The 24,629-nt window shown below is 27.7% G+C and carries 23 protein-coding genes; all 23 read left to right on the top strand.

Annotation, left to right across the window (positions count from 1 at the left end):
• Window positions 1–21 precede the first annotated feature (21 nt).
• The 23 genes from HMPREF3181_RS06665 to rlmH all read left to right on the top strand — a co-directional run bounded on the left by HMPREF3181_RS06665 (window position 22) and on the right by rlmH (window position 24,608).
• A complete protein-coding gene (locus HMPREF3181_RS06665; protein ID WP_068474835.1) occupies window positions 22–1,554 on the top strand; it encodes a ClC family H(+)/Cl(-) exchange transporter in 1,533 nt (510 codons plus the stop codon).
• 11 nt (window positions 1,555–1,565) lie between these two features.
• Complete coding sequence (locus HMPREF3181_RS06670; protein WP_068474837.1) at window positions 1,566–2,078, top strand: GNAT family N-acetyltransferase; 513 nt, start codon at window positions 1,566–1,568, stop codon at window positions 2,076–2,078.
• 152 nt (window positions 2,079–2,230) lie between these two features.
• Complete coding sequence (locus HMPREF3181_RS06675; RefSeq protein ID WP_068474840.1) at window positions 2,231–3,409, top strand: DUF819 family protein; 1,179 nt, start codon at window positions 2,231–2,233, stop codon at window positions 3,407–3,409.
• A 120-nt stretch (window positions 3,410–3,529) separates the two neighbouring features.
• Window positions 3,530–4,195 (top strand): YoaK family protein, encoded by a 666-nt coding sequence (locus HMPREF3181_RS06680; protein WP_068474844.1) that lies wholly within the window; start codon window positions 3,530–3,532, stop codon window positions 4,193–4,195.
• A gap of 6 nt (window positions 4,196–4,201) precedes the next feature.
• Window positions 4,202–4,699 (top strand): tRNA (cytidine(34)-2'-O)-methyltransferase, encoded by a 498-nt coding sequence (locus HMPREF3181_RS06685; protein ID WP_068474847.1) that lies wholly within the window; start codon window positions 4,202–4,204, stop codon window positions 4,697–4,699.
• Between the two features lie 236 nt (window positions 4,700–4,935).
• Entirely contained in the window at window positions 4,936–6,258 is a 1,323-nt protein-coding gene (locus tag HMPREF3181_RS06690) for a S41 family peptidase (protein ID WP_156436003.1), read from the top strand.
• A gap of 384 nt (window positions 6,259–6,642) precedes the next feature.
• Window positions 6,643–8,184, top strand: a complete 1,542-nt coding sequence (locus HMPREF3181_RS06695) for an ATP-binding cassette domain-containing protein (protein ID WP_068474853.1) — start codon at window positions 6,643–6,645, stop codon at window positions 8,182–8,184.
• 62 nt (window positions 8,185–8,246) lie between these two features.
• On the top strand, window positions 8,247–8,753 hold the full coding sequence (locus HMPREF3181_RS06700) for an FHA domain-containing protein (protein WP_068474856.1): 507 nt from the start codon (window positions 8,247–8,249) through the stop codon (window positions 8,751–8,753).
• Window positions 8,743–10,014, top strand: a complete 1,272-nt coding sequence (locus tag HMPREF3181_RS06705; protein ID WP_231723277.1) for an FtsW/RodA/SpoVE family cell cycle protein — start codon at window positions 8,743–8,745, stop codon at window positions 10,012–10,014. Before HMPREF3181_RS06700 ends, HMPREF3181_RS06705 begins: the two co-directional genes overlap by 11 nt.
• Window position 10,015: 1 nt before the next feature.
• Window positions 10,016–11,416: a peptidoglycan D,D-transpeptidase FtsI family protein gene (locus tag HMPREF3181_RS06710; protein WP_068474859.1), complete on the top strand. Its 1,401-nt coding sequence runs from the start codon at window positions 10,016–10,018 to the stop codon at window positions 11,414–11,416.
• Window positions 11,417–11,424: 8 nt separating this feature from the next.
• Complete coding sequence (locus tag HMPREF3181_RS06715) at window positions 11,425–11,748, top strand: DsrE family protein (RefSeq protein ID WP_068474862.1); 324 nt, start codon at window positions 11,425–11,427, stop codon at window positions 11,746–11,748.
• 121 nt (window positions 11,749–11,869) lie between these two features.
• Complete coding sequence (locus tag HMPREF3181_RS06720) at window positions 11,870–12,142, top strand: PqqD family protein (protein WP_068474864.1); 273 nt, start codon at window positions 11,870–11,872, stop codon at window positions 12,140–12,142.
• Window positions 12,143–12,161: 19 nt separating this feature from the next.
• Window positions 12,162–13,850, top strand: coding sequence for an ATP-binding cassette domain-containing protein (locus HMPREF3181_RS06725; RefSeq protein ID WP_068474866.1), 1,689 nt, complete (start codon window positions 12,162–12,164; stop codon window positions 13,848–13,850).
• The gene (locus tag HMPREF3181_RS06730; RefSeq protein ID WP_082713933.1) at window positions 13,840–15,498 is read left to right on the top strand and encodes an ATP-binding cassette domain-containing protein; all 1,659 of its coding nucleotides are present in this window, start codon (window positions 13,840–13,842) and stop codon (window positions 15,496–15,498) included. The genes HMPREF3181_RS06725 and HMPREF3181_RS06730 overlap by 11 nt, the downstream gene beginning before the upstream one ends.
• Window positions 15,499–15,605: 107 nt before the next feature.
• Window positions 15,606–17,354, top strand: coding sequence for an oligoendopeptidase F (gene pepF, locus HMPREF3181_RS06735; RefSeq protein ID WP_068474870.1), 1,749 nt, complete (start codon window positions 15,606–15,608; stop codon window positions 17,352–17,354).
• A 24-nt stretch (window positions 17,355–17,378) separates the two neighbouring features.
• The gene (locus HMPREF3181_RS06745; RefSeq protein ID WP_231723278.1) at window positions 17,379–19,316 is read left to right on the top strand and encodes a TcaA second domain-containing protein; all 1,938 of its coding nucleotides are present in this window, start codon (window positions 17,379–17,381) and stop codon (window positions 19,314–19,316) included.
• Window positions 19,317–19,366: 50 nt separating this feature from the next.
• Window positions 19,367–20,035: an MgtC/SapB family protein gene (locus HMPREF3181_RS06750; RefSeq protein WP_068474872.1), complete on the top strand. Its 669-nt coding sequence runs from the start codon at window positions 19,367–19,369 to the stop codon at window positions 20,033–20,035.
• A gap of 179 nt (window positions 20,036–20,214) precedes the next feature.
• Window positions 20,215–21,441, top strand: coding sequence for a tyrosine--tRNA ligase (gene tyrS, locus HMPREF3181_RS06755; protein WP_068474874.1), 1,227 nt, complete (start codon window positions 20,215–20,217; stop codon window positions 21,439–21,441).
• Window positions 21,442–21,450: 9 nt separating this feature from the next.
• On the top strand, window positions 21,451–22,086 hold the full coding sequence (gene udk / locus HMPREF3181_RS06760) for a uridine kinase (RefSeq protein ID WP_068474876.1): 636 nt from the start codon (window positions 21,451–21,453) through the stop codon (window positions 22,084–22,086).
• Window positions 22,073–22,534 carry a YbaK/EbsC family protein gene (locus HMPREF3181_RS07615; RefSeq protein WP_231723279.1) on the top strand — a complete coding sequence of 154 codons (462 nt, stop codon included), beginning with the start codon at window positions 22,073–22,075 and terminating at the stop codon, window positions 22,532–22,534. The genes udk and HMPREF3181_RS07615 overlap by 14 nt, the downstream gene beginning before the upstream one ends.
• A complete protein-coding gene (locus HMPREF3181_RS06770) occupies window positions 22,534–23,130 on the top strand; it encodes a molybdenum cofactor guanylyltransferase (protein WP_068474878.1) in 597 nt (198 codons plus the stop codon). The genes HMPREF3181_RS07615 and HMPREF3181_RS06770 overlap by 1 nt, the downstream gene beginning before the upstream one ends.
• 205 nt (window positions 23,131–23,335) lie before the next feature.
• Entirely contained in the window at window positions 23,336–24,124 is a 789-nt protein-coding gene (locus tag HMPREF3181_RS06775; RefSeq protein WP_068474880.1) for an MBL fold metallo-hydrolase, read from the top strand.
• Window position 24,125: 1 nt separating this feature from the next.
• The gene (rlmH, locus tag HMPREF3181_RS06780) at window positions 24,126–24,608 is read left to right on the top strand and encodes a 23S rRNA (pseudouridine(1915)-N(3))-methyltransferase RlmH (RefSeq protein WP_068474882.1); all 483 of its coding nucleotides are present in this window, start codon (window positions 24,126–24,128) and stop codon (window positions 24,606–24,608) included.
• Window positions 24,609–24,629: the final 21 nt, after the last annotated feature.

Consider the following 24,629-nt stretch of genomic DNA (forward strand, 5'->3'; position numbering starts at 1 on the left):
TTATAGAGAATAGGAGTTTTTATGAAAAATTTAGAAAATCTTAGTGATAATCAGAGAATTGAAGATGTGAAATTACTTTTTTATGGGATTTTAGTAGGAATTTTTGCAGGTGGACTTTCAAGTTTTTATCGTTATATAATTCATGGAATAGAACATATTTTAGAAATTATAATAAATTTTACTAGAACTAATTTTTATGCTTATCCTATTATTATTGCTTTACTTGTTTTAATTTCTTTTTTAGTAACGAAATTTAAAAAATTCTCAAAACTTTGTGGTGGCTCAGGGATACCACAGGTTGAGGCTGAAATAAAGGGTTATATCAATCCGAATCCTACTAAAGTTTTGTTTGCAAAAATTTTTGGTGGCGCTTTAACTGCATTAGCCGGTTTTTCTGTTGGTCGTGAAGGTCCGTCAATCCAAATTGGAGCTATGAGTGGTAAATTAGTTTCAAGGAAACTGAAGAAAAATAAAACTGTTGAAAAGTTTTTAATAACTTGTGGAGCAAGTGCAGGACTTTCTGCCGCTTTTAATGCACCGGTTGCCGGAATTTTGTTTGCCGTTGAAGAGATACATAGACATATTAGCAAAAAACTTCTTGTTGTTTGTATGGGAGCTACGATTACTGCAGATTTAGTTTCAAAAATTCTATATGGAACAGAAACTGTATTTAGTTTTAGCTTAACGGAAAAATTGCCTTTGATTAACTATTGGACATTGATTTTGTTTGCTATTGTTCTATCTCTTTTGGGAGTGCTTTACATTTTTTTAATGGATGTTTTTATGAAAGTTCAAGATAAATTAAAACTAAAGCAAGAATATAAAATGATACCATACTTTTTATTACCTATTTTAATTTTAGCATTTATGCCAAATTTATTAGGTGGTGGCGGATTCTTGATGAAAGAATTACAAAGCGCTAATTTTCCGATTTATACTTTAGTTTTAATTTTTATAGTAAAATTATTATTTTCAATAATTTGTTTTAGTTCAGGAGTTCCGGGAGGAATATTTTTCCCTATATTAGTTTTAGGAGCAACGATTGGAACAATTTTTGGGAAAATAGTTGACCCTATATATATAAATAGTTTTATTATTCTTGGAATGGCAGGATACTTAACAGCAATCGTTAGGGCACCACTTACTTCAATAATTTTGATTTTTGAAATGACAGGAAATCTTTCATATTTATTGCCACTTTCAATAGTTTGTCTTATAACTTACGCATTACCGAACTATTTAAAATCTCTACCAATTTACGAATATCTTTTAGAAAGATTGATGGAAAGAGAAAATATTGCAAGTTCAAAGGACGGCGAAAAAATGACTATGAGTATAGTTGTTGAAATCGGAAGTGAAATAGAAAACAAGAAAATAAAAGAAGTGAAATTTCCAAAAGGTATGTTAATTATAAATATTGACAGAGGTGTTGAAGAAATCATACCTAACGGAGAAACAACAATAATAAACGGCGACGTTATAAATATACTTGTTGGAGAAAATAAATTGTTTGATACATTCAATGAGCTACAAAAAATTTGTCAAAATAATTAGGAGAAAAAATTATGATTAAACTTTTAACTTTGGAAGAAATTAAAAATAAAAAATATGAAATTGCAAAAATATATAAAGAAGTTTTTAAAACAGATGATTCTACTGCAGATTTTTTGGTTACTCGAATTGATGAAAGTTTAGGATTAAATATTATTATATGCGGAGCTTTTGAAGAGGAAAAACTTATTGGATTTGTATATGGAGTTGATTTTTTAAAAGAAAATTGGTGGGCTATGCAGATAGATGAAAAATTACCAAAAGGAACTGATTGGTATAAAAATACTTTTGAATTAAATGAACTTGCTGTTCTTGAAAAATACCAATCAAAGGGTTATGGAAAAGAATTAATGAAATGTTTAATTGAAAATTTTAAAGGAGATAAAATTTTGTTATCTACAAAAAAATTTGAAAATGAAAAAGTAATTAATTTTTATCATAAATTAGGATTTAAAGATTTGATAAACCCATTTGAGTATCCGAATGGAGAATATGAAACTTCGATTGTATTATATTTAAATAAGTAGGTTAAAAAATGATTAGTCCAATAGGCTAATCATTTTTTTATAAAGTTAGATATTTGTTATCAAAAATATTGACAATAATTTAGTATGGTGCTAAAATATAATAAGTAAGAAAATGTTTTTCTTATTAAAGATTTATTTTAGGAGGTTTTTTTATGATTAAAGATGGATTTCAGTTTATAGCTTTATTGTTTTTCGTTTCAGGTATAGTGATTTACTTGGAAAAGAAATTCAAAAACGGAAAATTTTTTAAATATATTCCGGCATTAGTTATAATCTATTTCGGTTCAATGATTTTATCAACATTGGGCGTATGGGATATGAGTGTTAAAAGCGTTTCCTCAGCAAGAGGAGTTTTGAAAGATGCAATTTTGCCTTCAATGATATTTTTAATGTTATTAAGAGCAGACCTTAGAGATATTGCAAAGTTGGGTCCAAGAATGATAATTTCATTTTTCACTGCGACTTTAACTATTATGGTTGGTTTTGTTGTTGCATTTTTGATTTTCAAAGGAAAATTAGCTCCTAATGCACCTTTAACTTTTGGAGCATTAGCAGGAAGTTGGGTTGGTGGAACCCAAAATATGGTTGCAGTTCAACAAGCGGTAGGTCTTGAAGGCTCCGGAATGGGTTATACTTTGTTGATTGACTCAATAGATTATTCAATTTGGATAATGTTCTTGTTGTTCTTGGTTCCATTTGCAAATAAATTTAATAAATGGACAAAGGCCGACACTTCAAAAATTGACAATATCAACGAACATTTAACTGCAAAATTCTCAAAAATAAGTAAAGAAATAACTTTCCAAGATATATTTTTCTTATTAAGTATTTCACTTGCTGTTACTGCAGTTACAGGAATAATCGGAAATGAAATGGTTAAAATTCCTGCACTTGCATTTATGGGAGCAACAGGTTGGACAATCATTATAACTACAATTCTTGGTGTTCTCTGTGCGATGACTCCACTTGCAAAAATACCTGGTTCACCGGAAGTTTCAAATGTTTTATTATATATGCTAATCGGTTTAATTGCATCAAATGCAAACTTCTTAGAACTTACAGAGGCTCCTTATTATATTTTAGCAGGTTTTGTAATTCTTGGAATTCATGGAATTTTAATGGCAATAATTGGAAAACTATTCAAACTTGATTTATTCACTTGTGGTATAGCATCACTTTCAAATATCGGTGGAGTTGCATCATCACCAGTACTTGCAGCTGCTTATTCACAATCATTAGTACCAATCGCTGTATTAATGGCTTTAATCGGAGTTATTACAGGAACATTCTTCGGAATTGGAGTTGCAAAATTCCTGGAAATGCTGGCTTAGATAAAATTTTTTAAGAATGGTTAATTTTTTAACCATTCTTTTTTTATAAAAATTAAAACTTGTAAAAAATTTTTGTTTGGTATATACTATCTTATGAATGTTTTAAAAGGAGTTTTATATATGAAAAAAGCATTACAAATGTCTGAGTCCATTGAAGTTGCAATTTTTTTAGCCTTAAGTGGTGGGCTGATGGACGCATATTCATATCTTTTAAGAGGCGAAGTTTTTGCAAATGCTCAAACCGGAAATATGTTACTCTTTGGAGTTTATGCCTCTAAAGGAAATTTAGAAAAGTGTTTGAAATATGCTTTTCCAATAGCATTTTTTGCTTTTGGAATTTTTTTAGCAGATTTATTTAGAAAAAAGGATAGTTTTAAATTGCATTGGCGACAAAATGCTGTTATATTTGAAATTATTTTGCTTTTTATAGTTGGATTTATTCCTCAAAATATGAATGCACTTGCAAATGCCTTAACGTCTTTTGCTTGTGGAATTCAAGTTCAAAGTTTTAAAAAACTTTGTGGAATAGATTTTTCAACTACAATGTGTATTGGTAATTTAAGAGGGGCAACTCATAATTTGTCGGAGTATTTTTATACAAAAAATAAAAAATTTTTAGAACATAGTTTAATGTATTTTACTGTAATATTTTGTTTTGTTGTGGGTGCGATAATTGGTAGTAAATTTAGTGAAAGCTTAGGGCTAAAGACTATTTTATTAAGTACAATTTCACTTACAATCTGCACGATTATTATGTTTATAGATAGAGAAAAAGAAAAGAGGTAGTAAATTTTGTTTAATATAGTTTTATTAGAGCCGGAAATTCCGTTTAATACCGGAGCGATTGGAAGAACTTGTGTTGCAACCGACACAAAATTGCATTTGATAAAGCCGTTAGGTTTTTCGCTTGATGATAAAATGGTAAAGAGGTCAGGACTTGATTATTGGGATAAGTTAAAACTTTTTGTTTATGAAAATATAGAAGATTTTTACGAAAAAAATCCAAATGCAAATGTGTATTTTGCAACTACAAAGGCAAGGAAAACTTATGATGAAGTTAAATATTCTCCAAATGATTATATAATGTTTGGAAAAGAGAGCAAGGGAATCCCTGAAGAAATTTTGGTTAAAAATGAAGAACATTGTGTAAGAATACCGATGTGGGGAGAAATTCGTTCGCTTAATCTTTCAAACTCTGCATCAATAATTTTGTACGAGGCTTTAAGACAACAAGATTTTTCAGAACTTGAAAAGTTTGGGAATTTACATAGATTACATTGGAGTGAATAATGGACGAAGAATTATATGATTTTTTCTTTAAAGCATGAGTCCAGTTGTGACTTGTGCTTTAAATATAGAGGGATAGATTATGAAAAGAGTTTATTTTATTAGTAGTATTTTTAAGTTTATTTTTGATGTATGTTCATATTAATACTAGTAAAAATGAATTGATATTTTTTAAAGGTGAATCTAGAGAAATTAGAAAAAAAAAATTAGAGGAAGATTTAGAATATTTTGAGAGTGTTATGTTAAAAAAGTATCAAAGAGAACATAGAAATATTTCTGATGATAATTTTAAAAAGGAAATAAATAATTTAAGATTAAAACTAGATAACTTAACTGATAATGAGTTTGTAGTAGAAATTCAAAGAATAATGTCGATGTTTAGAGAAGGACATTTAAGTTTTAATATTTTGAATCAAGCATTATTACCGTTTGAAAGTAAAGTTTTTGATAATGGTATATATATTATTAGAACAGAGAAGGAGTATGAGAAATATATTTATTATAAAATATTGGCTATAAATGATATTGATATCAATACAATTTTGAAAAAAATTGAAAATATAGTTTCTGGGGATAGTTCAAAGTGTTTAAAGTATGGGGTAGATAAATATATTAATAATGTTGACTATCTTTTAGGGCTTGGGATAGTAAAGAATATAAATAATGTTAAATTAAGTATAGAAAAAAATGGAGAAGTGATAGATGTTGTTTTTAAAACTAAAATTAATAGAGATATAGAAGTCAAAAAAGAAGTATTTTCTGAAATTGAAGATTATAATAATATAAAATTAAAAATGAAACAAAAAGTTCTGGATATTTTTGAAAATTTAGATGATGAAAAACTAAAGAAGTATAATTTAAATCTTGAGCAGTTATTGAATGAAATCGAAAAGTTTGATTATATTAGCTATTATACTACTTCAGGAGTGTTTTTGAAACTTGGAGATATTCCATATAACTTAGATAGAAATAAAGCTTACGATTTTAAATTTTTTCCTGAAAGTGATGCGGTAGTCTTTCAGTATAATAAATGTGAAGATGAAGAAATTGAAAATTTAAAAAGTTTTTCAAAAAAATTTTTTGACTATATAGAATCTAATAAAAAAATTTTTAGAATAAAAAACATTATAGTGGACCTAAGGTATAATTCTGGAGGAAGTTCTCTTGTTATCTTACCATTTTTAATTGATTTAGAAAACTATTTAAAAATGAATCAAGATATTAGATTATCGGTTATTATTGGCAGAAATACATTTTCTGCGGGAGCGGATGCTTTTTACCAATTTAAAACTAAGTTTAAAAATGTAAAATCATATGGGGAAGAATTGTCTGGAGGAATTTATGCTTCAGGAGATATAACTACTGATATATTGCCTAATAGTAAATTAATTTTTTCATATGGTCAAAGGTTTATAAACTCTATAGATAAAAGATTTTTTACAAAAAAGGAAATATTTGAAAATGTTATAAGTCCTGATATTTTTATAAAGCAAACAATATTAGATTATGAAAAAAACAAAGATTTTGTTTTAGAAAAAATTCTAAAATTGATAAAAAATTAATGGAGTTGTTTATGAAAAATAAAATTTGCTTTATCATGTATTCCATATTAACTATATCACAAAAATTATATTATAGAAATGTATGTTATAATAGTTTACAAATTTTGACATTTTAATTTGTTTGTGTTAGAATTTAAGTGATGTAGAAATATATCAAAAATTAATAAAAAATTTAGGAGGAAGGAATGATTATTAGATAACTGATTATGAAACGAAAATTTAATAGCTTTTTAAAGCTTAGTTTTTTGTTGCCATTTTTAGTTATACATTCCTTTTTGTGTGCTTATTTTTTTAGACTCCTTTTTTTAGTACATAATTTTGAATTTTAAAATGGCAATAAGTGAATTATTAGCCATTTTTTTGTGGCAAAATTTAGGAGGATATATGCTAGTTATAAAAAATTTGTCAATATATTTAATTAAGGATTTAAGAACTGTAATAGAGGATTTTAATTTTTCTTTAGAGCAAGATATGAAAGTTTGTATAATCGGCGAAGAGGGAAATGGAAAATCAAGTATTTTAAAGGCGATAGTAGATGATAAAAGTTTAGAAAAATATGCTGAAATAAGTGGAGAAATAAATAAGAAAAATGAAGTTATAGGATATTTACCACAGATTTTAGAAGCAAAGATTTTAGATTTTTCAACAAAGGAATATCTTGAAAATAAAATTAAAGAGGATTATTTTGACTATAATTTATTTTATAAATTGTTAAAGGAGTTGAATTTTGATGAAAATTTAATAAATGAAAAGCAAAGGATAAGTGAATTATCAGGTGGAGAAAGAATTAAATTTATTTTACTTTGCGAACTTATGAAAGAGCCTACTTGTCTTTTATTGGACGAACCTAGTAACGATTTGGATATAAATTCTATTGAATGGCTTAAGAATTTCATAAAAAACATTGATATTCCAATAATTTTTATTTCTCACGATGAGGATTTAATTGAAAATTGTGCAAATACAATTATTCACATTGAACAGCTTATGAGAAAGAAAAAATCTAAAATTTCTATTGAAAGACTTGATTATGATGATTATGTTGAAAATAGAGAAAATAGGATTGAAAAACAGGAAAGAATCGCTAAAAAGCAAAGAGAAGAGCTTGACAAAAAGCAAAGAAAGTATCAAAAAATTTATGAAAGAGTACAACATGAAATAAGAAATACAAAAAATGATTTTTTGGGAACGGAGTTAAAAATAAAAATGCATACTGTAAAATCTATCGGAAGAAGGCTAGAAAAGGAAAAAGAAAATTTGCTTGATTTTCCAGATTATGAAGAATCGATTTTTATAAAATTTGACGAAGATATAAAATATTCTACAAAAAAGGAAATTTTAGATTTGAATTTGGAAAAACTTGTTGTAAAAGATAGAATCCTAAGCGAAAATATCGAATTAAAGGTCTTTGGAAATGATAAAATCTGTATAATCGGAGAAAATGGGATAGGAAAAACTACACTTTTAAAAATAATTTTGGAAAATATAAAGAAAAATGTTAAGATTTCTTATATGCCACAAAATTATGATGATAAGATGAATATTGATATGAGCATTATAGACTATCTTAGTAAAACTTACGAAAAAGAGGAAACGACAAAGATTAGAACTTTTCTTGGCTCAATGAAGTTTACATCAGATGAAATGCTACACAATTTAAAATCTCTTTCCGGAGGACAAAAAGCTAAAATTTATTTTTTAAAGATGATTTTGGAAAATCCGGAAGTTTTAGTCTTGGACGAGCCGACAAGAAATTTATCTCCTTTTTCATCAGTTGAAATTAGAAAACTTTTGAAGTCATATAAAGGAGCGATTATTTCCGTTTCACACGATAAGAAGTATATTTATGAAGTCTGTGATAGAGTGTATGAATTGACAAAAAACGGATTGGATTTGTTTTATTTATCAAATATTTTGACTACTTAGTGTATTTATGGTAAAATAAAATTTAATGAAAAATATTTTTAACATAGGAATACGGAGGAAATATGGATAAAATTTTTGAAATTTTAGAGAAAGTTTTTTCAGTTGAAACTTTTGGTAGTCTAAAGTTATATGATTTAATGGCAATCATTTTTAAATATATTTTTGTAATTATTATTTATTACTTTATTTACAATATAATAAAGATGATTTATTTGGATATTAGTACTACAAGTGAAATGACTGACGTTTCTAATACTTATCTAAAACTTATAAACAGAAAAGAGAGTTTGCCTTTTAAGGTGCATGAGCATTACTATATTGCTGATGAAACTACTCTTGGTCGTGGAGATTCTAATGATATTGTAATAAATGATAAATTTATTTCTAAAAATCATATGAGAATTATTAAAGACGACGGTATTTTTTATATCGAAGATTTAGGCTCTGCAAACGGAACTCTATTAAACGGAGAGCCGATTACTGAGGCTATTGAGCTTAAAGATAAGGATTTAATTGACGTTGGAAGAATTGAATTTTTATTTGTAAATGAGGAAGTTTATGATGATTAAGAAAAGATTGTTGTCAAGGCTTAGGACTTTAACGGTAGATTCCTATGTCAGTACAAAGAGTATTCAAGGTCTTTTGTTATTTTTCCAAATTTTAGGTTTGTTTTTGATTATGGCAAGAGATTTTGCTAATTTCGATAGAACTAAACTTTATTTTATGGTTGGTTTGATTAGTTTTGTATATATTTCAGGGAAATTGGTGCAAAAGTTTACAAGAGGCGATTATTATATAATGCTTATTGCAAATATGCTTTTTTCTATTGGAATTTTGGAAATTTACAGGCTGAATAACAAAATGGCTTTTAGACAAATTATATGGTTTTGTATTGGAATTATAGCTTTTTGGGTTGTATATTTGATTTTAAAATATATAAAAATTTGGAATAAAATGTATTATTTTTATGCCGGAGTTTCTTATATTTTATTTATCGCAACTATTTTATTTGGTAAAAATATTAATGGTGCAAAAAACTGGATAAGACTTGGTGAAAATTTTGCATTTCAACCGTCAGAGCTTATAAAGATAGCCTTTGTTTTTCTTATCGCTGCCTTTTACAAGAATAGAGATAAGTTTGAAAAAAGTTTATTAAAAAGACATAGTCTGCATTTCTTTTTCTATACATTTGTAGGATTTTTGTTTTTACAAAAAGACTTGGGCTCAGTACTCGTGTTTTCAGGAGTATTCATATTTGCACAATATATGTATGAGCCACATAGAAAATATATGATTGTAAACTTTTTAATCCTTAGCTTTGGGGCGATTTTAGGTTATATTTTGTTCACTCACGTCAAGGTTAGAGTTAAAATTTGGTTAAACCCTTTTAAATATGCAGACGGAATGGGATACCAAATCATTCAAGGTTTTTATGCAATAGCAAGCGGTGGTTTCTTTGGAACGGGACTTGGACTTGGAAGACCGGACTATATTCCTTTTGCAGAAAGTGATTATATTTTTGCAAGTATTTGCGAAGAAATGGGAATTTTAATGGGAATGGGCTTAGTTATGTTGTTCTTGATTTTGACTTACAGAGGAATAAAAACTTCTATGGAACAACAAAATAGATTTTATAAATATGTAGCCTTTTGTCTTTCATTAATTTTCGCTTTTCAAGCATTAATAATGTTCGGTGGGATTTTAAAACTTATTCCACTTACAGGAATTACAATTCCTTTTGTTAGTTATGGTGGTTCATCAATTCTTTCGAGTTTTATCGCACTTGGAGTTTTGCAATACGCCTCTGAAGAAAATATAATAGGAGGATAATATGACGGAAAGTAAAAGATATAAAAGAGTTTTAACATTTATAAGTTTATTATTCATTTTAATACTTGGATATATGACTTATTTTCAAGTTGTAAAGTCTGATAAACTAAAAAATGATGAAAACAATAAAAGAAATTGGGTTGACGATAATAAATTAAAAAGAGGAAATATTTTAGATTCCAACGGAAATATCTTAGCTGAAACAAAAGAGGACGAAAAAGGAGAAAAATATAGACATTTTCCTTATGGAAGTGCTTATGCGCATATCGTTGGATATAATAGTAAAAAGTACGGAAAAACGGGAATTGAAAAGAAATTTAATGCAACTCTTTTAAATAAACAAGATAAAACACCGATTGGAGAATTAAAGAAGATTTTAGTTGACCAAAAGGAAGGAAATACAGTAAAATTAACGACAAATACTGAATTGCAAAAATATGCTGAGGCTCTTTTAGAGGGACATAAGGGTTCAATGATTTTGATGAATCCACAAACCGGTGCAATAATCACAATGGCAGACAGACCGACTTTTGACCCGAATACAATAGAGTCTAATTGGTCTAATATAATTGCTGATGAAGAAAATGCACCACTTTTGGCAAGAAGTATTGGAGGACTTTTTCCTCCGGGCTCCGTTTATAAAATTGTAACCGGAACTGCTTTACTTGAAAAGTTAAGCGGAGAAGATTTGAAATACGATGACAAAGGCTCAACTATTATTGAGAATTACAAAATAAATAACTATGCAAATGAATATAATGGAAATATTGATTTGAGAAAAGCCATAGTAAAATCTTCAAATACTTACTTTGCAGACCAAGTTCAAAAAATTGGCGTTGATGCTATGATTGATGTAAATAAGAGATTTATGTTCGGTCAGGAAATTCCTTTTGAATTAAAAACTGCAATCTCTCCGATTCCATTTAATGAAAAAACAACGGCATTAGAGCTTGGAACGGGAGCATTCGGACAAGGTAAAGACTTGGTAACACCATTACAAGTTGCATTATTTACAAGTGCAGTTGCAAATGGTGGGAATATGATGAAACCTTATATCGTTGGAGAAATCTTAGACCCTAAAGGAAAGATAATTGAAAAAATTTCTCCGGAAATTTTAACAAGAGTTTCAGATAAAAAAACAATGGATACTATGAAAGATTATTTAAAATCTTCCGGTGATGCAAACTTTATAGGCTTTATAAGAGGAAAAAAAGTTGCGGGAAAAACGGGTACTGCCGAAAAGACAAAGGACAAGATACACTCTTGGGTAACTGTCTTTTATCCGGTAGATAATCCGACTATTGTTTGTACGGCCTTTTTTGAAGAAGAAAACAAAGTTGCTTACGAAATGATTCCACTTGTAAAAAAACTTGTAAACAAAGCAGTAGAACTTGGATATTAGGAGATAATATGAATTATAAAGTACTATTTAGAATTGAAAGATTAAAACTCATAGATAAACTAAAGGCGAAAATTGTAAATTACAGAAGATATTGTGAAGAAATGGGAGATACTTGTGAAATAGAAATTGTTTGTGCAGGTAATGTAGTTACACATTTCTTAGAAGAAGATGAGTTTTTTAAAGACGAAAGCTTACAAGTTAAACTCTGTAAAAATGCTTTAAACGGATTAAAGCCGAATTATGAACAGAAAAATATTCAAATAGTATCTGCTGGAATTGGTGAGATTATAAAAAGAAAAGCAGAAGGTTGGATTGAATATACAATAGAATAAAAATTTTTTTAAAAAGAATGTGCAAACATTCTTTTTTTATATGAATATGTTGGTAAAAATATATTGACTTATTATATTTTTTTTGCTATATTAAGGTTGATATAGGAAAAGGCGATAGTTTATGAATGATATTGCTTTTATTAAACCTCAAAGTTTTTTATCTTGGCAAATACTAGAAGATAGAGTGATAATTAAAAATGAAAAAGATCAAAGTTATTTTGAGTTTAAAGATACTGGATTTGAGATAATTAGAATGATACTTTGCGAGGAGGTAAATATTAGGTTAATAGTTGATAGGATTTCTAAAATTTACAATGTAGATTTTAATGTATTACTGTCTGATGTAGAAGAATTTTTAAGTAATTTGATAAAGGATAAATTGGTTTATATATAAATTTTTTATGGGAGGGTTTATGCTTAAGTTAATCAAGGTTACTAAATTGAAAAGAAGTTATATTCTTCTTTTGTTCTTTTTTAGTTTAGTTTTTTCTTTTATCTCAATTCTGGAAATTTTTATTGTTGGGAAATTTCTTAATAACATTCAGGAGATAGAGTATTTTATTGGATTTATTATAATTTTATTTTTACATTTTATTTTTAGACAGCTTTTAAATTTTATAAACTATAAATTTAATTTACATATTGATAAGGTTTTTTCGGAATTTATTTTGAATTTTATTTCAGAAATTCCATATTTTAATTATGAAAATGAAGATTTTCACAGAGAAATATACTTTATAAAAGATGTAGTTCCTAAGTTTAAAGATTATTTGAAATCAATCATTTCATTATTTTCGTATTTTATAAGATTTTTAGGATATTGTTTTATCGTTTCTACATTTGTTTGGTATCTTGGAATTATAGTTTTTATCCTTTTTATACCCCTATGTTTTGTTGCTATTTATTCTGGAAATTTAGAATATGAAAATTATCTTGAAAGTGGAAATTTTTTTAGACGTGCAAGTTATTTTACTAAAGTATTAATTAATAAAGAATTTGCTCTTGAGAGAACTTTATTTAAGTATAATGATTTTATAAAGAAAAAATGGAAAGAATCTAAGGATAAAGGGATTATAATAGAAAGAAAGACTTTATTTTTTTCGGAATTTTATGCAAGTGTCGGAATAATGCTTATGATGATAATATTGTTTACTATTTTTTTTATGATAATTTTTTTTGGTAAAAACTCTATAAGTTTTGGTTTGTGTACTGCTCTAATTAGTTCTTTACTTGTATTTACAGATGAAATTTCTTATAAATTATCTATTGATGTAAAAAAATTTGTTGATAGCAAGCTTTTCTTAAAAAAATTTATAAATTTTATATCTAAAGATTATTCACTTGCTATAGAATTTGATAAAACTATTGATAGTATAGATAGAATTGAGTTTAAAGATGTATCTTATTCTTATGGTAATTCTTATGTTTTAAAAAATTGTAGTTTTTTTTTGGAAAGAAAAAACAAGTATGCTATTGTTGGAGAAAATGGAACAGGAAAGACTACTTTAGTTAAGATTTTATTAGGACTTCTAGATTATGAAGGAAGTATTTTAATTAATGGAGTTGAACTTAGGGAAATATCAAGAAAATGTTTAGTAAAACATTTCGGAGTTATCTTTCAAGATTTTGTAAAATATGAGATGACAGTTTCAGAAAATATAGATTTTTATAACAATAATGATATCGATGAAATTCTAAAAAAAGTTGGTATTTATGAAAAAATTGAGAGCTTTGAAAATGGAAAAAATCAATTTTTAGGAAAACTTGAAGAAGGAATTTCGTTATCTCTTGGAGAATGGCAAAAAATTGCTTTAGCAAGACTTTTAATTAAAAATTGTGATTGCTTAATTTTGGATGAACCAACTGCTTCTCTTGATTCAATAAGCGAAAGAGAAATTATAGAAAATGTAAATTCTATAATTGCTGAAGATAACATAGGGATTTGGATAACTCATAGACTTGGAAGCTGTAGAAGTTGCGATTATATTTTGGTTTTAAAAGATGGTAAAATAGTAGAAAATGATACTTTTAAAAATTTATTGAATTCTGATTCTTACTTTAAAGAGCTTTATACAACGCAAAGGAGTTGGTATGATGAATAATATTTTTAAAGCAATTAAACTAGTTTTTAATTTAGATAAAAAGAGATTTTTAATTAATTATGGAATATTCATTTTAGAATCTTTATCATTTGTTTTTACGATTTATGCTTTACAATTAACTTTAGAAAAATTGGGGCTTTTCATTTCTGGAAAATTGACAACTTCTAGAATGCTTATATATATCTCTGTTTTTATTTTAATAAAAATATTAACTTATACATTTAGATCTTTTATGGGATTTTATTGTGAATATTATGATTTAGTTTTAAGCTCGAAAATAGAAAAAACATTAATGAGTAAAGAGCTCTTGCCTATTTATTTTGAAGATAATAATTTTTTAGATATTTTATCACAAGCAAAATTAGGTGCATCAAATTTAACGTATATTACTAATGCATATATTGATGTTGTATTTATGTATGGATTTAATTTTTTGTTTTTAGCAGTATATCTATTTTTGTTGAGTCCATATTTTGTATTAATTTTAGTGGTAGTTTTATTATTACAGTTTTTACACAATAAGTTTGATAAGAAAATTGAAACAAAATTAGAAGAAAATTTAAAAAAATTAAGAAGAAAAAGAGAATATTTTGAGAGTCTGTTTTTAGATAAAGAAACGGTAAAGGAGTTGAAAACATTTGATACAACTGAATATTTTTTACAAAGATTCAATCTTGTAACTGAAGAATTTTGTGATGTAAGTGAAATCTTTTATAAGAAATTATTAGTCAATGATTTTAGATTAGGTCTTTTGAAGATAATTTGTTATCTGATAAGTTATGTAATTATTTATGTTTTAAAAGATAAGGTTAGTATAGCAGAGTTTGGAGTGATATTTGTAACAATTAGATCAATTTTTTCACTATCGGAAGAAGGTTTTTATGGAAGAATTAAAGATGTAAATAGCCTTTTACCACAACTTGATGCATTTTTTAAAATTTTAGATATGAATTATGAAAAAAATATTATTTATGATAATATGATAATTTTTGAAAATGTAAGTTTTAAATATCCAAATACAAATGAATATGCATTAAAAAATATAAATTTTAAAATCAAAACTAATGAAAAGATAGGTGTTGTAGGAGTTAATGGTTCAGGAAAATCAACTATTTCAAAATTGATTTTAGGACTGTATGAACAAACTGAAGGGAAAATAAAAATTGCAAAAAGTAGTGCTGTTTTTCAAGATTTTTCAAAATATGAAATATCTTCAATTGAAAATGTAAAAATTTCAGATTATCAAAAAGAAGTAGATTTGTCGAGATTTAAAGAAATAGATTATTTTAGTGAAAATGATTTAGATTATAATAAAATATTATCGAAAAGATTTTCAGATGTTTCGATTTCACAAGGTCAATGGCAAAAACTTGCTATACTTAGGGGATTGCACAAGAATGAAGAATTTTTTGTTTTTGATGAACCTACATGGGCAATTGACCCAGTTGTAGAGAAAAAGATTTTTGATTTTCTTTATAATCATATTCATACCGGAATGATTGTAGTTACACATAATTTATCTTCAGTAAAACAAATGGATAAAATTCTGGTTTTAGATAAAGGAGAAATTGTAGGTTTTGATACACATTTGAATTTAATTAAAAATAATAAATTATATAAACAACTTTGGTTTACAAGTACTATGTAAAAAAAGAATGTGCGAACATTCTTTTTTTATGTGAATATATTGATAAAAAGTTAAAAAAATGTTAGAATTAATGTGTGAAATTTTAATTTTTTGGTTTGGAGGGTATGATGGAAAAATATAATTGGTCTTTGGAAAAGATTTACAAAAATGTAGATGAGGCTAGGGCTGAAATCAAAATTTGTGATGAAATTATTGAAGAAATTATAAAAGCGGAAAAATCTGTTAAGAATTTAAAGCATATTATGGAATTATCTGAAAAGTCATCTAGACTTGTTGAAAAGTTGTATTGTTATTCATATATGAAAAGAGATGAGGACAGTAGAGTTCCTGAATCTCAAAAGTTAGCTTTAGAAGTAAATTCACTAGGAACAAGATTTAGTTCAGCTATGGCGTTTTTTGACCCATTCCTTATGAGTTTATCTAATGAAGAGTTGGAAAACTTTTATAAAGAGGGAGATAACGAAAAGTATAGAGTACATTTCGAAAATATTTTAAGATTTAAACCTCATACTTTAAGTGAAAAGGAAGAAAAATTACTTGCTAATTGTGGAGAAATGGTTGGAACAGGTCAAAATTCATTCTATATGTTAAGTTATGCAGATATGGATTATGGTAAGATTGAAAATAAAGATGGAGAAAAATTAACTCCGGCTAATTATAACAATTTCCTTTTAGATGAAAATGAAGAAGTAAGAAAAGAAGCTTTTGATAAAATGTATGGAACTATTTCAAGTTTCAAAAATACTTATGCGACAACTTTATACAGTGCAATTAAGAATTTGACGATTTTAGCTAAGGTTAAAAATTATCCTTCAGCAAGATATATGGAATTATTCCAAGATGCTGTTCCTGAAAAAGTTTATGATTCATTAATCGAAAGTATTGAAGAATATTTGCCTTCTCTTCATAAATATTATGGACTTAGAAAGAAAGCATTAAAGAAAGACAAACAATATATGTGGGACGTTTCTGTAAATTTGGATAAAAATTTCAATCAAAAATATCCTTATGAAAAAGCTAGAGAATTAATCTTAGCAGGTCTTAAACCACTTGGAGATGATTATGTTGAAGTTTTAAATAGAGGTTTTGATGAACGTTGGGTTGACGTTTATCCAAGAGAAGGAAAAGCGGGTGGAGCTTATTCTTGGGGAAGTTACGATACAGAACCATATATCTTAATGAACTATACTGATGATTTAAACAGTATGTTTACATTAGCTCACGAGTTCGGACATTCAATGCACAGTTATTATTCAAGACTTGACAATGAATTCCTTTATTCTCAATATAAGATTTTTGTTGCAGAAGTTGCATCAACTTTCAACGAATTAACCCTTTTAGATTATTTGTTAAAGAATGTTAAGGATAAAAACGAAAAGATTTACATTTTAAATTATTACATCAATATGTTTATCGGAACTGTATTTAGACAAACTATGTTTGGTGAGTTTGAAAAGAATACACATTTAGAAGTTGAAGCCGGAAATGCTTTAACTGCTGATGATTTCACAAGAATTATGGGCAAATTAAATGATAAATACTATGGAGAAAATGTTGAAAGAAGTGATTTAGCTGATTACTTATGGGCTAGAATTCCTCATTTCTACAACAATTTCTATGTATATAAGTATGCAACAAGTTTCTGTGCTGCAAGTTTCTTATCCAATAGAGTTGTTAGTGGAGATAAAGAAGCGCTAAAGAGTTATAGAAACTTCTTAAAAGATGGTTGCAGACATCATCCAATAGACCAATTAAGAATGGCCGGTATAGATATGGAAGATAAAAATTCAATCGCTAAAGCTCTTGAAATTTTCAAAGGTCTAGTTGATGAATTAGAAAAAGAATTAGAAGCGTAGAAATATTTAAGGAGGGTTTTTTTCGTGTCTAAAAAAAATAAGAGAAAGGATAAAATTGAAAAAAATTCTTCAAATTTTTCAGAAGGAGGATTTGATAGGTCAATTTTATCGAACTATTCTCAATGGAGAGAAGAATACTCTGAAAAAGAAATTCCTAAAGAGGAAGTTTTGGAAGAAGTTATTTCTGAAGAAATTGAAAAAGAAGTTTCTAAAGAGGTCAATAAAGTTGATGATTTAGATTTTAAATCAAATCTTATCAATTCAGAAATAGAAGCACATACATTTTCAACTGATAAAGAAAACAAAGAAATAAATTCTGAAAAAAAAGTTGAAAGTGTTGAAGAAAATAATGAAGAAGATGAAATTTTAACAGAAACACAAAGACTTAAACTTATTTATGAAAATGTAGTTCCTCTACACGAAAGACGTCGTAGGGGAAGTAATTCCTATGATAAGAAAAAGAAAAATAAAGAAAAGAAACAAAAAGTTAAAAATGTAATTGAGGAAGTTGAAAAAACTCCGGTAGAAAATATTGAAAAAGCGGTAGAAATTGAAAAGAAAGAAAATGTTAAGCCTAAAGAGGAAGTAAAAGCAAAGAAAGATAAAGATGTAAATAAATATGAAATGCCAAAAGTTCCAAAAATGTTAAAGATGATTTTTGCATTTACCATTATTTTTGCTCTTTCTATTGTTGGATTCTTTGGACTAAAGGCATATCATTCTTTAGGTGTTAAGCTACCAAATATTTTATCAGGGGTAGAGTCTAAAAAAATTGGTTTTTACACTACAAATATGGTTTTTAATGGGAAAACTATCGATAAAAACAAGGCGGAATCTTTTATAGCATTGTTAGAAGAAGATGAGTTAAGGCTTACAACTATTAATAAATGGCTTAGAGAAGATGCTGAAAATTTGAAAAAAGATAAAAATTACAAGAGTGAAAGACCTGTTAGACTTCAAAAGAGTGGAAAAGTTTTAGGTATTTTTGATGATTATAAAATTTGTTTAGACCCTGTAAAGTTAAAGGTTGAAAAAAGTGATAAGGTAGAAACAACTATTTTATTAAATGAAAAGGAAGAACAAATTTCCGATAAGGAATATGAGTTATTTCCTGGAAAATATACTATTTTCTACTATGACAATAATGTAAAATTAAAAGATGAAGTTTCTCTTTTCTATACTGAAAAAGCAGAGGTTAAAACTGTTTCTTATGGAGAGGGAACTGACTACAAACTTGCAAATGAAGTTATAAAGCTTGATACAAATTCAAAAGAAAGTTCTTTTAAGATTGTAACAAGAGATGAAGATAGTATTTTATTTGTAAATGATAAAAATACAGAGCTTACTGTAAGAGAGTTCAATAAATTATCAGGTACAAATATAAAGAAAGATGATGTTTTAAAAGTTGTAACAAAGATGCCTTGGGGATATACAATTTCTGATGGAGTTACTTATTCCGGAGAAAGTTCAATAAATGTTAGCACTTCTCTTTCAGATAAAAGACTTTTGGACTTTGCAATTTCAAGAACTGTTGAAATGTTAAGAGAAGATGTTCAGTCAAGAGGTAAAAAAGATTCCTCTTTATTGACTATAATGCGAGACCCGTCTTTACAGATAGAAAAGAACAGAGTAGATTCTTTAATAAATAGTGGCAGAGAATATGTTGGAGGTTATCCGTCAGTAGAGTTTGACCTTAATTCTTTTGAAATAAGAGAACAAGGGGATACTTACGAAATGTATATCGGTGGACATTTGTTAGTCCAAGAAACTACTTACGGAAAAAATGAAAAGCCACCTCAATTATCTTCAATAACACCTGTTGAGTCAAAAGTTGGATTCCATTTTATTTTTGATAAAGAAAAGAAAAATTGGTTCTGTAACATTTGGGGCTTTACAACAAGAACAATTACAAGAGATAATATTAAAAGTGTTGACATATCAAAAGATATGATTGCAAGATAAATTTATAGGCTGTGTTGACACAGCCTATTTTTGTATATAAGGAGTATTATATGAATATCGATATTGAAGTTATTTACACAAATTTAGAATTTTTACTGAAAATTTTACTTGCAACTTTTATGGGTGCTATAATCGGTTTTGAAAGAAAAAGTCGAAATAAAGAGGCGGGTATTAGGACTCATGCAATAGTTTGTTTGGCATCTGCACTTATGATGATAGTTTCAAAGTATGGTTTTTTTGATGTTGAAAGAATTGATGCCTCTCGTATTGCATCACAAGTTGTAACAGGAATCGGATTTTTAGGCGCAGGACTTATTTTTATAAAAAATAATTCAGTAAATGGACTTACAACAGCAGCCGGAGTTTGGGCTACGGCAGGAATCGGACTTGCTATGGGGGCAGGTCTTTATGCAGTTGGAATTTTTGGAACAATTTTGATTGTAATAGTTCAAATTTTAATGCATAAAGATACTTTCTTGAGCAAAGACCATTTGACAGTTACATTTGAAGTTACGATTGAAGACAGTTTTAATCAAATTAGAGAAATTAGAGAATGTTTAGAGAGATTGAAATTAGAAATTCAAAATATCGAAATTGTAAAAAAGAGAGCAACTGTAACTGTAAAGTTTTATACTTTTGTTCCGATTGATTTTGAAAGAGAGCATTTGGAAGATTTAATTTTTGATGATGAAAGAGTTAGAAAGATAGAAATGTATTGACATTTTTAACTTTTTTCTATATAATTATGAATATATTTAATATTGAGTGTTGATTGTGCATACAACACAGGAGCTCAGAAGTGATTGTGCTTAAACATTATAAGGCCTATGCGAAGAAAGGTGGTACCACGATAAGTCGTCCTTTCAAAGTTATAGGTCTTTTTTTATAGGAGGTTTTTATGGAATACAAAAATGTTTTTGAAGAGCTTGTTGACAGAGGATATTTTGAACAAGCAACTTATGAAGAAGAGTTAAAAGAATTGTTATCTAAAGAAAGAGTTAAATTTTATATCGGTTTTGATGCGACAGCAGATAGTTTAACAATCGGACATTTCATTCAAATAATGGTTATGAAGAGAATGCAAAACTACGGACATATTCCAATCGCTCTTTTAGGAGGGGGAACTACAATGATAGGCGACCCTTCAGGAAGAAGTGATATGAGAATGGTAATGACTGAAGAACAAATCAATCACAATGCTCAAAGATTTTTTGAACAACTTTCAAGATTTATCGACTTTTCAGATGGAAATGCAATTATTGAAAACAACAAAGATTGGCTTTTAGATTTGAATTTTGTAAAATTTATGAAAGAAATTGGAGTGCATTTTAGTGTAAATAAAATGCTTACTTGTGATGCTTACAAAAACAGAATGGAAAGAGGACTTACATTCTTCGAATTTTCATATATGTTAATGCAAAGTTATGATTTCTTGCATCTTTACAGAAAACATGGTTGTAAATTACAACTAGGTGGTAGCGACCAATGGAGTAACATTCTTGGTGGATATGACTTAGTTAGAAAGATTGAACAAGATAAAGTTTATGCTATGACTTTCAAACTTTTGACAACTGCTGACGGTGTTAAGATGGGTAAATCTCAAAAGGGTGCTATTTGGCTAGATGAAGAAAAGACTTCTCCTTATGAACTTTTCCAATATATGAGAAATGTTGATGATAGAGATGTTGAAAAATTCTTACTTATGCTAACATTCTTGCCAACTGAAAAATGCAAGGAATTAGGTCAATATAAAGACGAAAAGATTAATGAGGCAAAAGAAATTTTAGCTTTTGAAATAACAAAAATTATTCACGGCGAAGAAAAAGCTCAAAAAGCATTAGAAACTGCAAGAGCATTATTTAGCGGAGAGCTTTTAGATGAAAATATGCCTTCAACTGAAATTAAAAAATGCAATTTTGAAAATGAAGAAATCGGAATTTTGGATTTAATTAGAACTTGTGGTCTTTCAAAATCAAATGGAGAGGCTAGAAGACTTATAGAACAAGGTGGAATTTCTTTAAATGGAGAAAAAATTACAGATACAAATACAAAAGTTTCTCTTAACTTGGAAGAAATTGTTATTAAAAAAGGTAAAAAAGTATATCACAGAGTAATTGCTTTATAGGAGTTTTTGATGAAAAATGAAGATATATATGTTGTAGGAATTGCCGGAGGTTCTGCCTCCGGTAAGACTACAATTATTGAAAAATTAAAAAAACAATTTAAAGATGAAATTGTAATGATTAGCCACGATTTTTATTACTGGGCAAATGATGATAAGACAATGGAAGAAAGAGTTAAGTTGAATTACGACCACCCAAAATCATTTGAAACTGAAAAACTTATTGAAGATTTAAAAGTTTTAAAATCTGGAAAAGAAGTTGATCTTCCGATTTATGACTTTACGATTCATACAAGAAAAAAAGAAACTCTAAGAGCATATCCAAGACCTGTAATAATCGTTGAAGGGATTTTGATTTTGGAAGATGCAAGACTTAGAGAGCTTATGGACTTAAAGGTTTATGTGGATACAGATGCAGACGAAAGACTAATCAGAAGAATTTTAAGAGATACAAAAGAGAGAGGGAGAAGTCTTGAAAGTATTTTGACTCAATATCAAAATACAGTTAAACCAATGCACGAAGAATTTATCGAGCCAAGCAAAAAACATGCCGATATAATCATTCCTCGTGGCGGAGAAAATGCTCCTGCAATAAAAATGTTGGTGCAACATTTAAAGACTTTTTTAAATAAAAATGAAAAAAAATAGCAAAACAAATGTATGTAGAATTTTAGATAGCAAAAAAATAAAATATGATTTTGTTGTTAGAGAAGAAACTGAAGAATTTGAAGAAATAGGAATTGACAGGAATATTTGTTTTAAAACACTTGTCTTAGAGGGAAGTGATAAAAATCATTATGTCTGTGTCATTCCTATTGATGAGCATTTGGATTTGAAAAAGGCAAGTAAATACTTTGGAATAAAAAGTATTAAAATGATTTCTCAAAAGGAACTTGAGCCACTTACTGGATATGTTCATGGTGGTTGTAGTCCGGTTGGAATGAAAACAAAATTTAAAACGGTTTTTGACAAAAGAGCAAAGACTATGGAAAAATTTTTGATTAGTGCCGGAAAAGTTAGAAATTCCCTTGTCGTAAATCCGATTGAATTTGCGTTGTTTTGTGATGCAGATTTTACAGATTTGGTAGTAGAGTGATGATAAATTGTATTATACTTGCAGGAGGAAATTCCAGAAGAATGACCTTTCCTAAGGAATTTATAGAAATTGACGAAAAATATCTGGTGCACAATTCAATAGAAATTTTAAAAAATATTTTTGAAGATATAATTGTGGTTTCAAATAATAAAGAGCATTACAAAGATTTAAAAGTTAAAGTCGTTAGAGATATTTTTTATAAAAAAGGTCCACTTGCAGGACTTCATAGCGGGCTTTGCTATTCTGAAAGTGAATTTTCATTTTTGACTGCTTGTGATATGCCGAATATAAATGAGGATTTTATAAGATTTTTAATTTCTAAGCTGGATAAAAACTTTGACGGAGTGATTTGCGTTTCAAAGGAGAATAAATTACTTCCTATGAATGCAATCTACAAAAATTCTCTAAAAGAAAATTTGCGTGAAGAATTACTCAAAGACCACCGAAAATTTGTAAAATTCATCGAGGACAATAAATTTAAAACTATACCTTACGAAGATTGGAAAGAATTTGACAAACAAAACATATTTGAAAATTTGAATACAATTAGCGAATTGGAAAAATTTAAAATGGAAAAGAAGAATAAAATAATTTAGAGAATTTAATTATTATACCATTATTATGCACTTATTAAAGTTATATTTTTTAGTTGTTACTTTTAATAAGTGTAATTTTTTTGAACAAAAATTTGTCAAATCAAGTGCAACTCTAAATTGCAAGAATAAATTAAATAAACATTCTATTTTCTTTTGTTTTTCGTAAAAATGTGATACAATAAATAGTTGTATGAATGGAGGAAATATGGGTTTAAGATTTTGTCCACTTTTTAGTGGGAGCGACGGTAATTGCTCATTTTTAGAGATTGACAATAGAAGATATTTGATAGATGCAGGTTTTAGTGGAAAGAAAATTGAATGTAATTTAAAACAATTGGGTGTTGATCCAAGTACGATTGACTTGATTTTTTTAACTCATGAACATATTGATCATATTAGAGGGGCCGGTGTACTTTCAAGGCGTTACGATATTAAGATTTGTAGTAATGTTGAAACTTTAACTGCCGGTGCATCTAAGCTTGGTAAAATTAAAGATGAAAATATTGTCGTTATCGGTACTGAAAAGAAACACAAGTTTTCTCTTTTTGATTTATATACTTTGGAAATTTCGCACGATTGTGCAAGGGGAATGGGTTTTGTCTTTAATACTGATTATGGTAAAATTACGCTTTTAACGGATACAGGAATTGTTACAAATCATATGAAGGAAAAAATTTATGGCTCAAAGATTTTTTATTTTGAGGCGAATCACGATTTGGAAATGCTTAAAAAAGGTCCTTATGATTATAATTTAAAGCAAAGAATTTTGGGAGAGTTCGGACATATTTCAAATGTTACAAGTGGAAACGCATTGTCTGAGGTAGTAACCGACAAGTGCAAAAAAGTTTATCTTGGACATTTAAGTGAAACAAATAATGAAGAAAAACTTGCCTATGATGAGGTATATAAGATTTTGAATGAGAAAAATGTAAGTCAATATACAAATCTTGAAGTTTCTAAAAGATTTGAAAATAGTAGTGTAACGGAAGTGTAATATGAATATAAAAATTTTGTGTGTTGGGAAATTATCGGAAAAATTTTTCAAAGATGCATGTGAGGAATATAAAAAAAGAATTTCTGCCTTTTCAAAAATTGAAATTGTTGAAATTGCAGAGGAGAAAATTTTAACACAAACGCCAAGTAAAGCAGAAATTGAAAATGTGTTAAAAAAGGAAGAAAGTAGAATTTTGGGTAAAATTTCAGATAGTGAATTTGTTATAACTCTTGAAATTTTAGGAAAATCAATCGACAGCGAAACTTTTTCTAAATTTTTAGAAGATAAAATGAATGACGGTAATTCAAAATTTACATTTGTAATCGGTGGAAGTTTCGGCCTTGGAGATGAAATCAAGAAAAGAAGTAATTTTAAACTATCTTTTTCTAAATTTACACTCCCGCACCAACTGTTTAGAGTTGTTTTGCTTGAGCAAATTTACAGAGCTTTTAAAATAATGAACAATCAAATTTATCACAAGTAGAAAAAACTTAGACTTAAATTT

This window comes from Parvimonas sp. KA00067 (assembly GCF_001553085.1).
Lineage (GTDB): Bacteria > Bacillota > Clostridia > Tissierellales > Peptoniphilaceae > Parvimonas > Parvimonas parva.